This window comes from Microbacterium sp. MMO-35 (genome assembly GCF_037147555.1).
Taxonomy (GTDB): Bacteria; Actinomycetota; Actinomycetes; order Actinomycetales; family Microbacteriaceae; genus Microbacterium.
The window spans coordinates 442,233-455,095 of record NZ_JBBCVH010000002.1 but is presented as its reverse complement, the minus strand read 5'-3'; the positions used below and the strand labels follow the sequence as shown (position 1 = coordinate 455,095).

Here is a 12,863-nt window from a genome sequence, read left to right as displayed (position 1 = left end):
GCGGCCCCGATGAGGAAGGGCGCTAGACCGTGGGGTTGAGCCAGGAGGTCCCGTCGCTGTACTGGATGGGGTAGGAGGTCCAGGCGGTGCCGTTCGATACGAAGATCTGGGCGGACCCCCAGGAGGTGCCGTCCGAGACCGACAGCGAGGGCAGCGTGGTGGCGGAGGCCGTCGCGGACCACGGCCCCCAGCCGCGGGCCTGGTTGCTCCCGCGTGCTCGCGCGTAGTAGGTCGTCCCTGGCAGGAGGCCGGTCAGATCGGACGTCCCGGAGGAGGAGATGGTCACTACGTTCTGGGTGAAGGCCGCATCGGTCGCGTACTGGAGCTGCCAGCCGTTGATGGGCGAGCCGCCGTCCGTGGTGAAGGAGAAGCGGACGCGCGCGGTCGTCGGGGTGACGTCGGAGAAGCCCAGCGGAGTCCCGCCGACGGTGCCCGAGATGAGCGGCGCGCCGGGGTACTGCGGGATGCGCGTGAGGGTCTGCCAGACCTCGACGTAGGCGGTTCCGATGGTGGAGTTGCCGCCGAAGCTCGCAGAGGAGCCGATGTTGGCGTTGCCGTTCCCGTCGTGGCCGACGCGGCGCGTGCCGGATCCGAGTAGGAGGGTGTTGTAGCCGCGGAAGTCGTAGCCCGTCGCCCCGTTCCAGCCCTGCCCCGAGATGCTCGCGCTCCAGGGGTAGGAGCCGAAGTCCCACGAGCCGTTCCCGGTCGTGTCCACGATGTAGAGAGCCCAGTTGACGTCCGTGTAATTGCCGGAGTAGGACTGTCCGGCCTCGTTCACGACCAGGCGGAGTCGGTAGCCGCTGCGCGCCGAGAAGACGCCGTCGTTGGATGCCATGGCTTACGCCCGCTTGATCCAGATGCGCCCGTTCGCGTGCGGCGGGGCGGTGGCCTGAACGAAGATGCCGAGGGCCTGGAGAGCTGCGGTGGCGTCGGAGGCCCCCGTGCCGCCCTTGGAGATAGGGAGGATCCCGGTGACCGCGGCATCCGTCAGGTCGTGGCCGTGTGCAGCCGGAGGGTAGGACGTGGGCTTGCCGGTGACGTCGGCCCAGGGGTGGGTGTGCGCTGCGGCGGCTGCACCCAGGTTCGTGCGCGCGCCGGTGGCGTCGGAGGCCCCCGTGCCGCCCTCCGCAACCGGGATGAGCGCAGGCTTGTTGGGGATCGTCGCCCAGGTGACCAGGGGTCCCCATCCGCCTGCGGCGTAGGCCTCGAAGACTCCCAGAGTGGTGTTGAAGCCGACGCGGCCGAGACGGGCGCTGGACGGACGGGCGGAGGTCTCCCAGACGCCTACCGTGGTGGCGAGGAAGGGGCGGCGGTCCGCGACGTTCCCCGACGTGATCGTGACCGCGCCAGCCGGGACGGTGACGTGGGCCAGCGGGAGGTCGTAGCCGCTGCGCGGGTCGGTGGAGAGGCTGGTGGATCCGGACTTGACCAGGAGTCGGACCGTCTGGCCAGCGGGAGCCGTGAAGTCGCGACGGAGGTAGACCAGGTCGGTGCGGGGCGTGGTGCCGGGGTTCGCGGCGAGGGTCAGGGACTCGACGGCGGTGGAGAGGAAGGCGTTACCGGCGACGACGGCGAAGCCTGCGGCCACCTTGACGGTGAGGCCGGAGGAGTCGGCGGTGACCAGGAGGCCGCCCGCGTCGCGGACGCCCGAGCCAATGATCGAGTCGAAGAGTTCGCCGTACTGGGCATCGGTCGTGTCCTCGTTTACACGAGGCCAGGAGGTGGTGGCCATGAGGAGGTCCTTTCGGGCATGCGAAAGGGCCGCCCGCGCCGGAGATGGCAGGGACGGCCCTCAAGGGACGGGAGGATCAGTGCGGGACGGTGGCGAACCACTGCCCGGTGCCCGCCGCAATGCCGCTCGCGCCGGTCCAGTTGGAGACGCGGATGGACGCCCCCGTGGTGGTGACGGACGCGACGTATAGGAACATCGGCCCGTTGGTGGCGGACGTGAGCTGGAGCAGGGGCGGGGTGGCGAAGCGGCCCGGGGGGAAGGTGATTTCGGCGGTGGCCCCGGATGGAGCCGCGGGGATGGGACCCCAGGAGAAGGTCCCGGCAGCGGTCGGCGGCAGGGTCGGCAGACCCGAGACGCGAGACGCCGGGATGTCTCCCGTTGTCCGGCTGATGGGCAGGTCTCCCGTCGTCCGGCTGATGGGGAGGTCTCCAGAGACGCGCTCCACGGGGAGGTCGCCGGTGCCGTCAGCGAGCGCGTGGGTGTGCGCGGACGGCGGATAGGTCGCGGGCTTGTTGACGATGTCACCCCACGACGTGGGCGATGCGAGGGGGACCTCGGCGTTACGCTCCAGGGCGGAGACTCGCGAGCTGGTCGCGGCGGAGCGGCGCTGGCTGGCGGCGTCCACGTCGAACGCCCCGGGGTTGCCCAGCGTGGCTACGAAGACGACGGCGGAGCCCTGCACGGAGATGGCAGCCTCGGTCACCTGTGCGGCGACCTCTTGGCCCTCCACCACGACGCTGATACGGTCACCCGTTCGCCAGTCGCGGAGGTACAGCATGGCGTCGGTATCCGTCGGTTCGGCCTCAAGGCCGGTAGTTGAAGCCGCCCCGGCGAGCACCTCCTCATTGCCCTTCTGGGTCAGCTCAGCCTCGTCGTCTGTCTGGCGCTGATCGATGAAGCGCTCGACGCGGCGACCCCAGCGCTCCTCAGCGCCGGAGGCGTCGGGGCTGGTGCAGGCGATGAGCTGGCGCTCGGTCCCGACGCCCTGGCCCGCGACCAGAGCCAGGGTGGTGGTCGGAGCGCCATAGCCGTAGGTCACCGACTTGAGGAGCTGATTGGCCATGTCCATGCGGATGGTCTTGGTGCGGTCCGCCGGTTCCGTGATGACTAGCTCCAGCACCGTGCCCGTCTGGAGGACGTCGAAGTTGACGCCGCCCGCGAAGCCGATTTCCTGGCACAGCTCCAGGAGGTTCTGGAAGCGGGGCGACTTGGTCAGCGACTTGCCGCGCCCCAGCGAGGTGCCGCGGAGGCGAAGATGGGAGCGGAGTCCGACGATGCGGCCAGGCTGCGCACTCGTCGCCGCGATGTTGTACGCGACGTACTGGCGGATGAGGTCCTCGGCGTTGCCGGTACGGGTGTCGTTCGCTCGAGTCTGGTTCGCCGGGTCGGCGGAGGTCTCAGGGTCGGGGAAGGCGAGCGCATCGGAGAGGAGCACCGCGTCTGAAACGCCGGTGAAGGACCACTTACCGGTCAGGTCGTTTTCGTCGGCCACGTAGGTCGCGGAGGTCATCGGCCCGGAGATGAGCGTCTCGGGAGACTGGCCCGGCGCGGTCACGATGAGGCCCGCGCCTTCCTTGCGGAGATGCTGGGCTGCGGCGTGCTCGACCCATTGCCCGGTCTCCGCGTCCAGGACCGTGTCCGGGAGCGTGAGCTGCCAGGATCCAACGTCGTTGTGCCGGGAGGTGATGTTGAGTCCCGACAGATCCGACTCGGCGAGCTGCGCAACGCGCGTGAGGTCAGCGTCACGGACCTCCACGACAAGGTCGGAGGCGTTCACAGGATGACCTCCTTTCGCGGTCGGAAGAAGCACACGGCGGACGTCTTAGCGGTGGCGTCCTTCATGACCACGCCCAGCTCGTTCGACCCGGGAGGGATGGGGAAGAGGTAGGGGGCTGGACCGAAGAGTTGATAGGCGTTGGAGCCGTTCGCGAAGGTCGCGGTGCGTGCTGCGGTGTCGATGGTGACGACGTCACCCGCGGCGAGCGGGCCGATGGTGAAACGGCGGGTGCCCAGCGCGATGGTGGCCAGCGTGGTGGGGCCGGTCAGCTGCCACACGGGCAGCGCGTCGGCATCGCCGTCGTTCTCGACGTACAGGATGCCCGAGGACGCGGAGCTGGTGAGGTGCATCTGGGCCAGCTTGGGGAGGAAGGTCCCCGTGGACTGGAGGCCCTCGATGACGTAGGGGGTGGCGTCGCGCGCGACCCAGTAGGGGTCCGGAGCGATGCACGCGAGCGGGACCACCTGCGGACCTCCGGCGACAATGCGCTTGAGGTCGTCCCCTCCGCCTTCGTGGACGAAGGGCAGCTCGAACACGACGCCGTCGGGCATGGTCGCCTGGAGCCGAGGGAGCGGGAAGCCGGTGACTCGACGCACGACCCGTGCAAGAGTGGCCAGGTTCTCATCCCGAGCGGCGACCGTGCGGCCCCAGACGTCCACCACGAGCTTGAAGGTGCGGGAGGCGGTCCGCGTAGCGCGAAGCCGCCCCCCGTCGCCGGTGGATGCGGATACCTGCACCTCGCGGCCAACGAAACCCAGCCCGGTCGTCTCGTCGTCCAGGTGGAAGGGCGAGGCGGAGGCACTGGACGTAGCCAGCTCGATCCGCTCGCCGCGCGGCGAGACGATAGCGAACGTGGGATGCATTGCGGGACTCCTTGCAGGGGTTAGGGGATGTGCTTGAGCTGGCGAGAGGCGCGCACAAGCTCCTGAGCGGCGGTGAGTCCCTGACCGCCCACCTGGGTGTAGTTGAGGGTCGTGGAGCTTCCTCCAGCTCGGGCGCTTGCCATCACGCCGTACATGCCGCCCTCGGGGACGGAGGAGGCAATGTCCGCGGTGCCGTTCAGGTGGGCACCGATGGCGAGGTCCGGCATGCCGTCCACGGCGTCGATGGCGGCCTGACCCAGCCCGCGCGCGGATGCGGCCACGCTGGACGTCATTGAGTCGATGCCGTTGCCGAAGCCCTGGCCGACGTAGACGCCCAGCTCTGCGAAGCGCTTTGAGGGGGAGTGGATGCCCAGGATGTCCTTGGCCCACCCCACCGCGCCGTCGAAGAAGCCGGTGATCTTGCTACGGAGCCAGTCGCCCACGTTCGTGATGCCGTTCCACAGGCCCCGGATGAGGTCGCCACCCGCCGAGAAAAGCCAGTCGCCGATGCCGTTGATGGCGGACATGACCTTGCTCTGGATGCCGGAGACGACGGACACGACGTTTCCGACTGCGCCGGTGACTGCGGACACCATGCCGTTCCAGATCTCGGAGAAGAAGGAGCTGATGGCGCTCCAGACGCTCTCCCAGGTGGAACGGATGCCGTTGACCACGCTGGTGATCGTGTTCCGGATGCCGTTGATGATCGGCGTGAGGAAGGACACGATGCCGTTCCAGATCGCGGAGAAGACGGCGCTGACCGCGCTCCAGTAGGTCTCCCACGCCAGGCGGATGGCGGCGACTACGGTCGTGATGGTGTCGCGGATGCCGTTGATGATCGGCGTGACGAAGGCCACGATGGCGTTCCAGATATCCGAGAAGAAGGAGCTGACCGCGGTCCAGATGACCTGCCAGCCCTTGAGGAACGTCTCGAAGGAGGACGTGACGAAGGCCACGATGGCGTCCACGATGGGCGTAACGAAGGCCACGATGGCGTTCCAGGCCGTGGTGACCGCGGTTACGATGCCGTCCCAGACGACCTTGAGCGCGGCGGCCAGGATCAGGAAGATGCCCACCCAGATGTCGATGTAGCCCTTGATGAGGGCGGCGATGAACTCGAAGACCGGCGTGAGGAAGGCCACGATGGCGTCCCAGGTCGCCGTGAAGGCATTTGAGACTCCCGTCCAGAGGCCCACGAAGAAGTCCACAATGGGCGTGAAGATGGCCACGGCGAAGTCCGCGATGGCCGTCCAGACGGTCGTGAAGAAGCTGGAGATGTTCGTCCACAGATCGGTGAAGAACGATGCCAGCGCGCCCCAAACCGTCTTCGCGAAGTTCACGATGTTGGTCCAGGCCTCGGAGAGGAACTTCGTGAAGGCCGCCCAGATCGCCTTGCCGGTCTCGGTCTGGGTGAAGAAGTAGATGAGGCCCGCCACCAGGGCGGCAATGGCCGTGATGATGATCCCGATGGGGTTCGCGGACATGACCACGTTGAAGGCGGCTTGCACGGCGGCAGCGGCCTTGGTGGTTGCGGACCACGCCTTTAGGCCGATGTCGAAGACCTTGGCGCTGTTGCCCGCAAGGAGCATGGCTCCCTGCGTGCCGTAAGTGGCGGCGGTCAGGAGGAGCTGCGCGGCCTTGAACGCCTTGACGCCGACGACAACGCCAGCGATCACGCCGCCCACAGTGGCGAGGGTGCCGACGATGTCCTTGTTGGCCACGCCCCACTGGATGACGGCGGTGACCATGTTGATGATGCCGACGGCCAGATTGGTGACCACGGGCAGCACGGCGACCAGGAGGTTGGTCAGCGTCTCCAGGAGCGGCAGGAGTGACGGCAGGAGGGCCACGAGCGCCGAGGAGAGAGCCTGGCCCAGCGGGATGAGCGCTGCGGTGAGCTGCGGGAGTACCGGCTTGAGCGCGTTGAAGAGGGCGACGCCTGGGGAGAAGGTCGTGACCAGGTCGAAGGCCTTCTTGGCCAGCTCGCCCACCTGGGCGGCGACGGTGGCCCAGTCGATGCCTGCGAGCGCTGCGCCGAACGCTGCGGCGTACGGGGCAAGGTAGGTCCCCAGCCGGTCGGAGAGGTCGGTGAAGACGCCCAGGAGGCCCTTGCTCGACTCCAGGATGGGACCGGCAAAGAGAGCGCCCAGGCGGCCCAGGGAGGCCTTGGCGTTCGCCAGCATCCCCTTAAAGGAGGTCCCCATCTTGACGGCGACACCCTCGACGGCGGGGCCGAGTCCGTTGAAGAACATGTCCGCCGTGACCTGGCCGGTCTCGATCATCTTGCGAAGCTCGGAGTTGTTCACGCCGATGCTCTCGCCGAGGTACTGCCAGATGGGCACGCCCCGGTCGGCAAGCTGGTTCATCTCCTCGGTGGTGACCTTGCCGTTGGCGGCCACCTTGCCGAAGATCGACCCCATTTCGTCCATGGAGGTCCCGGCGAGGGCCGCCGTATTGGAGATGGTCGTGAGGACGCCCTGGAGCTGCTCACCGGGCTGGATGCCCGCTGCCAGGAGGCCGACGGCGGACGACACGGCCGAGTCCAGTCCGAAGGCCGTACCCTTCACGGATGCCAGCGCGTTCTCGGTGATCGCGCGCGACTGGTCCGTGGTGTAGTTCAGGGCCGTGAGCTTGGTCCGGGCCTCGTCCAGCTTGAGCGCGCGCGAGAAGCCGCCATGGACGGCCAGGCCGAGGATGCCGCCGCCGATGGCCGCGATGGAGCCCAGGACGAACGTGGTGGCGAAGCCGAAGGCCTTGGAGACGCCGTCGGCGAGGGCGGATCCACCCGTCTTCCCCGCGGAGTCCAGGGCCGGGGTGACCTCCTTGGTGAGGTTGCGCCCGAAGTCCTTGGCGGACGGGATGATGTTGAGCGTGGCGTATCCGACGTTCGCGGACATGGAGCCTCCTAGGGGGACAGGCGTGCCCGCTGGGCCTCCAGACGCTCACGGAGCTTCTGGTAGCGCTCGGCTCGGGTCTCGGCCTCGGGGCGGTTCGGGTGGGGCTTGCCGGTGAAGGCGTGGAAGAGGTCCATGAGGAGGAACTCGGCCACGCCGTATCCGAAGGCGCTCTTGGGGAGGCCGGAGCGCATGAGTGCCGCCTCTGGCGGGAGCTGCTCGACCAGGACTGAGAGGCGGCGTAGGGACAGCTCGCCCGTCCACAGCCCCGACAGCGGGACGCCGTAGAAGCGCTGGAGGTCGGCTTCTACGGCGTCACGTCGGTATCGGAGATGGGCGGCGAGCTGGGTCAGTTTCCCGCGATGCCCTGGGCCTTCTGCAGAGCGGCCATGAAGCCCTGGATGTCGGCCACGGCGTTGTGGCTCTGGCGGAACTTGGAGTAGCCGTCCTCGGCGAGGACCTCGCGGAGCAGGGTCAGGACCTTGCCATCCTCGAAGGCCTCCAGAGCGTCCAGCGTCCAGTCGTTCGTCGGGGTGACGGCGTAGGTCTCGCCGTCGTAGCTGAACTCGATGAGGGCGTGGACTGCCTCGGCGGCGATGGGGTTAGCGGTCTTGCGTGCGGCCATGATGTGTAAACGCTCCTTAGCGCGGGTGGGGAGGGAAGGGTGTGGAGGGGGGCGCGGGTGGGCACAGCGAAGAGGGCAGAGACCCCGCGCGGATCTCTGCCCTCTTGGAGGGGTGGTTACGCGATGCGCTTCCAGGTCACGGTGCCGTCGGTGACGGTCGCGTTGATCGCCGGAGCCGCCGGAGCCGAAGCTGCCGACGTGCCCGCCGTGGTGGCCTGGAGGATCGCGCCGCCCGAGAGCGCAACCGTCGCGTTCAGGGCGTAGGCCGTGGTCGCCTTCCAGGCGGGCGTGACGGTGCCCTCCGGGTCGGTCTCGATGTCGGTGTAGAGCACGCCGTCCGCGTCCGGGAAGATGACCACGGTGATGTCGTAGACGGTCGGCTCGGTCTCGGACTCCTTGATTTCCGCGACCTCCTGGACCTCGGCGGCCTGGACGATGCGGCGCTTGACGCGCGAGCCGTCGCGGGTCTCGAAGCCGATGGAGAAGCGGTCGCCCGCGGAGGGGACCTTGACCGTGCTACGCCGGGTGCCGTTCAGCGACGTGCGGACGCTGCCCGGGTTGACCAGGCCGAAGGTCGTTCGGTTGTCCTCCAGCGCGACGAAGCGGATGGTGCGCTTGTGCTTGGACTTGCTGCGGCGCACGAGCACGCCGCCCCAGGCGAACCGCTCGGAGGTCTCGTCCTCGCGCTTCTCGGTGAAGCCCTCCTCGCCGTCCAGGAGGCCGACGATGTCCCAGCCTGCGGGCCAGGGGGAGACCAGGTCGGTGGGGCCGGCGATTGCCGGAGTGCGGGAAATGAAGACGTCTGCACCGGCCCACTGGGCGGTGTTGTTGGAGTTTCCAGCCATTGGCTAGTCCTTTCGGAGGAGGTGGTGCGGACGAAGCCGCGCAGAGAGGGTGAGAAGGGCGATGGGCTCGCCGGTCCCGGTGCCCGTGCCCTGGGTCATCTCGAAGTCCGCGCCGGGTGTAGGGCCGGAGAGCGAACGGAAGCCCAGGAGGTCGGAGGTCGTGACCTCGGCAAGCAGGGCGGCCTCCACGTCGGCGGCGAGAGCCATTGCGGCTCCCTCGTCCTTGGCGAAGATGGTGAGGCGGATGTCCGCCTCGGCGGAGACCCTGGACGTCCGGTAGGCCGAGTCGGAACGGACGCGGATGTGGGGGCGGGACAGCGGGACGCCGGTGGCGGTCTCGGGCCGGGACATGGACACGGAAGCGTCCAGGCCGTAGGCGGGGAGGACAGCACGGAGGGCGTCCCGCGTGGCTCGCTGCGGGTCCGGGAAGCGGATGGCGGTTGACGTCATGCGCGGACCTTGGGACGAAGGCCCACGTCCCGCGCGGCCTTGCGGAGGTAGCCGTGGGCGGCCTCAAGGCCGACACCACCCGGGTGCGCGATCGTTACGCCCTCCTGCTGGCGGTCATGGGACATGTGCTGGTCGCGTGTGATCGGGGCGATGCCGTCGTGCGCCTTGACTCGGCCTGCCAGGCGGCCCGCCATGGTGTCGGCGTAGGCGGCGGTTTCGGCGCGGACTCCGGGGCTGTTCAGGACTTGCCGGATGCCGTCGGGGGCCAGGGTGATCTTGAAGTTGCTCAGGGGCGCACCTCATTTCGAGTCATATGGACGGCGGTAAGGACGCCGGACGCGAGGGAGTCGCGGGTCACGGGGTCAGAGACGGCGCGCCATGCGCGGCCATCGCGGTCCAGGACCAGGAACGTCCCGGCGAGGTCGGTGAAGCGCCGGAGGATGAGCAGGGCGGCGTCGTGCTCGCCCAGGTGGACACCCTCGACTTCCTGGACAGTCAGGGACGGCTTGGCCAGTCGGGCGCGGGGGAGCGGGACAGCGGTGGACAGGTCGAAGGTCCAGGTGCCGGTCGGCTCGCCGTAGGAGTCGGTGCCGAGTGTCCCGCGGACGATGCGGAGGCGGTCCGCGCGGGCGCGAGTGGTGGACAGCACTACGGCTCCACGTCCAGCCAGGGGACGCTACGGCTGCCGTCCACGGACACGTAGACCGTCGCGCGCTCGGCAGGGATGCCGTAGGCGCTCGGGGTGCGGATGCTGCCGACGTAGCCGCCAGCGCGGCCCGTGGCGGCCTTTCGGATGATGCCCAGCTCGCGGGCGGTCAGGTAGGCCCCGGAGGTGTCCGTGAGGCCCACGGTGTGCTCGCCCAGAGTCTCCTGGGCGATGCCGCGGGGGTTCTCGTAGGCGCGACGTGCAGCGCTGCGGATGACCACGTGGATGACGGCAGGGGCGGCGACTGCCCAGCGGTCTGCGAGGGCCGCGGAGACCTCGGCGAGGGCGAGGGCGGTTGCGTCGTCCAGGGCGGCCTGGAGGCGGGCGCGGTTGCCGTCCTCGTCCAGGTCGATGTCCTCCAGCCCCATACGGAGCGCGAGGTCCTCCAGCGAGGGAGGGAGAGGTGCGGGCATGCGAGGCTCCAGAGGGTCGGTTGGCGGGCACGGGAAAGGGGGCCTCCCTGTGATGGGAAGCCCCCTTGCTCAGGCCGTCGCTTACGGAGCCGCGGTCACGTCCGGGACGTGAACGATGCCGCCGTTCTCCAGCTCGGTGAAGGTGACGGCGCGGGTCGTCTTGTTGACGTTCCGCTTGAAGGTGGGCAGGAAGCCCACGCCCACGAAGGTGGCGAGGATGGAGCGGTCCACGGTCTTCATGGCGTCGTAGTCGCGGAGGTAGCGGAGGTTATAGCCGCCCTCGGTGACCGACGTTCCGAAGCTCGCGCCCTGCGGCACGGCGGGAGCGCGGGTCACGAGCGTGACGGCGTCGCGGTGGAGGGCGATGACCTCCTTCTCCGCCAGGCGCGTGTGCTCCACGATGGTGAAGCCCGCGACCTTGCCCACGTTGCCCTCACGGAGCGCCGCGGTGCTGCCGGACTGCGAAGCGTCCTGGATGACCTTGGCCGCGAGCAGGTCCATGTAGACCTGCGTACCGACGGCCATGTTGAGGCCCTCCAGCGGCACGCCGTTGTCGCGGAGCTTCTTCCGGATAGCCAGGAAGTACTTGACCGGGTCGCTGGCGCTGTACGCCGGGAGGCCCGTGGCCTTGGGCACGCTCAGGAGCTTGGTGGCGACGCGGTCCTCGATGTCCTCGGCGATGCCGCGGGCCTGCGGGCGGAGCACCTGGCCTGCGAAGTCCTGGAGGTTCAGGTTCAGGTCGGCCTCGGACAGCGGGACGGCGCTGTACACCATCTTCTTGTCCAGGTTCAGGGTCGTCCCCGTCTCCACGATGGCGTCGAGCTCGATGTTGCTGGTGACGTCATCGATGTTGCGCTCGCGCGGCAGGAGCACCGTCGGGTACTTGATCTTGATCGGGCGTCCCGCCGTGCCCGGGGCCAGGAACTCGTCCTGGTAGTTGTGCGACACCAGGGCCGACAGGTAGCCGTCCTGCTGCACGAGCTTTGCGGCGACCGTCGCGACCTGCGCGGCGTCGTAGTCGAAGGTGTGACCGGTGGAAGTGGCCATGGAGGTGTCCTTTCAGGACGAAGGGATGGAGGGGAGGAGGTGCTTTAGCGGACGGCCTCGGCGATGGCCGAGAGGTCCAGCTCGTCGGGGTCGTCGCCGCCCTGACCGGGGGTGAGCTTGGGCCGGGGCCGGGTCGTCGTGGACTCGGGGGCCGGGTCGTCCTCCGCGGCGGGGGTGACTGCGCCCATGGCCGTCTTGAGGGCCGTGACCTGCTCGGCGATGGCCTCGGGGGTCTCGCCGGAGATGAAGCCGTGCAGCGCCTTGTCCAGGCCCAGCTCGTTGAGCTGCGCCGTGCGGGCAAGCGCGGTCTTCTCGGCGGTCAGCTCGGCGAACTCCTTGCGGAGCTTCTCCAGCTCGGACAGCTCGGCGTCGGCCTTGTCCTGCTCGGCCTTCTCGAAGGCGGCCAGCTTGGTCTTGGCGGCCTTCTCGGCTTCCCGGGCAGAGGTCAGCGCGCGATACGCGGTCTCCGGGTCGAAGTTGTCGCCCCACGGGTGGGTCTGCTCGGCTGCCGCCTTGGGCTGCTCTGCGGGATCCGTCTCGTCGGCGGGGTTCTGGGCGTCGGGCATGGGGGTTGCGTCTCCTTGGACGGTGGGATGCCCAGGGCCTTGCCTGGGCATGAGAAAGGCCCCGCGGCGGGTGCCGTAGGGCCTGATTGGGGGTGTGGTTACGCGGCTAGACCGAGCTGCTCGGCGCGCGCCTTGCGGCGTCGGGCGTTCTGCTTGTCGTTGGCGCGTAGGCGCATGAGGGTGCGGAAGGACTCCTCGCCCTCGCGCGCGAAGTAGCGCTCAGGGACCGCGAGGCCCTGCTGCTCGAAGTAGGCGCGCATGGCAGCGCGCGTGTCGGCGTCCCAGGCGTCGCGGTAGCGGCGCGCCTCGGGGCTCCATCCGTTGTCGCCGGGCGTGACGGGACGGGCGTTGCAGCCACACTTGTCATGCGCGGCGAAGTGCGCCGAGATGGCCGAGTAGACCGGCCCGCGGCTGATGAGCATGGAGCAGAAGGCGCATGGGTTCCCGTCGCCGACACGCGCCCGGCGGCCTAGCTGAGGGTCGCGCCGTGTGGACTCGATGACGCGGGCGCGGGAGGCGTTGATGATCTGCCGCTTGGCGGATCCCAGCATGGCCTCCTTGGCCAGCGCGAGGTCCTCGGCGTTGTCCGTGGTAGCGGAAGCTCGGGCCAGGGCCTTGCTCGACGCTGCGGACAGGGACGCCTCGATGCGGCCAGCGGGCAGGGCCTCGACGGGGACTAGCACCGGAGCGTCTAGTCCTGCCAGATCCTTGATGGCGCGCATGTAGGTGTCGGCGACTCGGTCGGACTGGATCCGGCCTGCGCCGATGTAGATGGCCGCGCGTGCTCGGAAGCGGAGGAAGGACCCTGGGATGTCGGCGGGGTCAATCGTCTCGTCCCAGAGGCGAGCGAGCGCCGCCTGAACGGTGCCCGCGTGCGCTACCTGGGAGCGCATGTGTGCGTTAGCGAGGGCCTCATAGTCGGGTGCGGCCATGAGGCCCTCCTAA

The 12,863-nt window shown here is 69.0% G+C and carries 15 protein-coding genes; all 15 read right to left on the bottom strand.

The window, feature by feature from the left end; translation table 11 throughout:
• Positions 1-22 precede the first annotated feature (22 nt).
• A complete protein-coding gene (locus tag WFJ01_RS05560) occupies positions 23-835 on the bottom strand; it encodes a fibronectin type III domain-containing protein (RefSeq protein WP_336628449.1) in 813 nt (270 codons plus the stop codon).
• A 3-nt stretch (positions 836-838) separates the two neighbouring features.
• A complete protein-coding gene (locus WFJ01_RS05555) occupies positions 839-1,732 on the bottom strand; it encodes a hypothetical protein (protein ID WP_336628448.1) in 894 nt (297 codons plus the stop codon).
• Between the two features lie 76 nt (positions 1,733-1,808).
• Positions 1,809-3,509 carry a Gp37-like protein gene (locus WFJ01_RS05550; protein ID WP_336628447.1) on the bottom strand — a complete coding sequence of 567 codons (1,701 nt, stop codon included), beginning with the start codon at positions 3,507-3,509 and terminating at the stop codon, positions 1,809-1,811.
• Entirely contained in the window at positions 3,506-4,372 is an 867-nt protein-coding gene (locus tag WFJ01_RS05545; RefSeq protein ID WP_336628446.1) for a hypothetical protein, read from the bottom strand. The genes WFJ01_RS05550 and WFJ01_RS05545 overlap by 4 nt, the downstream gene beginning before the upstream one ends.
• Before the next feature lie 20 nt (positions 4,373-4,392).
• Positions 4,393-7,269, bottom strand: coding sequence for a phage tail protein (locus tag WFJ01_RS05540; RefSeq protein ID WP_336628445.1), 2,877 nt, complete (start codon positions 7,267-7,269; stop codon positions 4,393-4,395).
• 8 nt (positions 7,270-7,277) lie between these two features.
• Complete coding sequence (locus tag WFJ01_RS05535) at positions 7,278-7,460, bottom strand: hypothetical protein (protein ID WP_336628444.1); 183 nt, start codon at positions 7,458-7,460, stop codon at positions 7,278-7,280.
• Between the two features lie 155 nt (positions 7,461-7,615).
• Complete coding sequence (locus tag WFJ01_RS05530) at positions 7,616-7,891, bottom strand: hypothetical protein (RefSeq protein ID WP_336628443.1); 276 nt, start codon at positions 7,889-7,891, stop codon at positions 7,616-7,618.
• A gap of 116 nt (positions 7,892-8,007) precedes the next feature.
• On the bottom strand, positions 8,008-8,736 hold the full coding sequence (locus tag WFJ01_RS05525; protein ID WP_336628442.1) for a phage tail tube protein: 729 nt from the start codon (positions 8,734-8,736) through the stop codon (positions 8,008-8,010).
• Positions 8,737-8,739: 3 nt separating this feature from the next.
• The gene (locus tag WFJ01_RS05520; protein ID WP_336628441.1) at positions 8,740-9,186 is read right to left on the bottom strand and encodes a hypothetical protein; all 447 of its coding nucleotides are present in this window, start codon (positions 9,184-9,186) and stop codon (positions 8,740-8,742) included.
• Complete coding sequence (locus WFJ01_RS05515) at positions 9,183-9,380, bottom strand: hypothetical protein (RefSeq protein WP_336628440.1); 198 nt, start codon at positions 9,378-9,380, stop codon at positions 9,183-9,185. The genes WFJ01_RS05520 and WFJ01_RS05515 overlap by 4 nt, the downstream gene beginning before the upstream one ends.
• A gap of 92 nt (positions 9,381-9,472) precedes the next feature.
• Positions 9,473-9,835 carry a hypothetical protein gene (locus WFJ01_RS05510; protein WP_336628439.1) on the bottom strand — a complete coding sequence of 121 codons (363 nt, stop codon included), beginning with the start codon at positions 9,833-9,835 and terminating at the stop codon, positions 9,473-9,475.
• Positions 9,835-10,305 carry a hypothetical protein gene (locus tag WFJ01_RS05505; protein ID WP_336628438.1) on the bottom strand — a complete coding sequence of 157 codons (471 nt, stop codon included), beginning with the start codon at positions 10,303-10,305 and terminating at the stop codon, positions 9,835-9,837. Before WFJ01_RS05505 ends, WFJ01_RS05510 begins: the two co-directional genes overlap by 1 nt.
• Before the next feature lie 81 nt (positions 10,306-10,386).
• Positions 10,387-11,352: a P22 phage major capsid protein family protein gene (locus WFJ01_RS05500; protein ID WP_336628437.1), complete on the bottom strand. Its 966-nt coding sequence runs from the start codon at positions 11,350-11,352 to the stop codon at positions 10,387-10,389.
• Positions 11,353-11,396: 44 nt separating this feature from the next.
• Positions 11,397-11,918 carry a hypothetical protein gene (locus WFJ01_RS05495; RefSeq protein WP_336628436.1) on the bottom strand — a complete coding sequence of 174 codons (522 nt, stop codon included), beginning with the start codon at positions 11,916-11,918 and terminating at the stop codon, positions 11,397-11,399.
• Positions 11,919-12,016: 98 nt separating this feature from the next.
• The gene (locus WFJ01_RS05490) at positions 12,017-12,850 is read right to left on the bottom strand and encodes a VG15 protein (protein ID WP_336628435.1); all 834 of its coding nucleotides are present in this window, start codon (positions 12,848-12,850) and stop codon (positions 12,017-12,019) included.
• Positions 12,851-12,863: the final 13 nt, after the last annotated feature.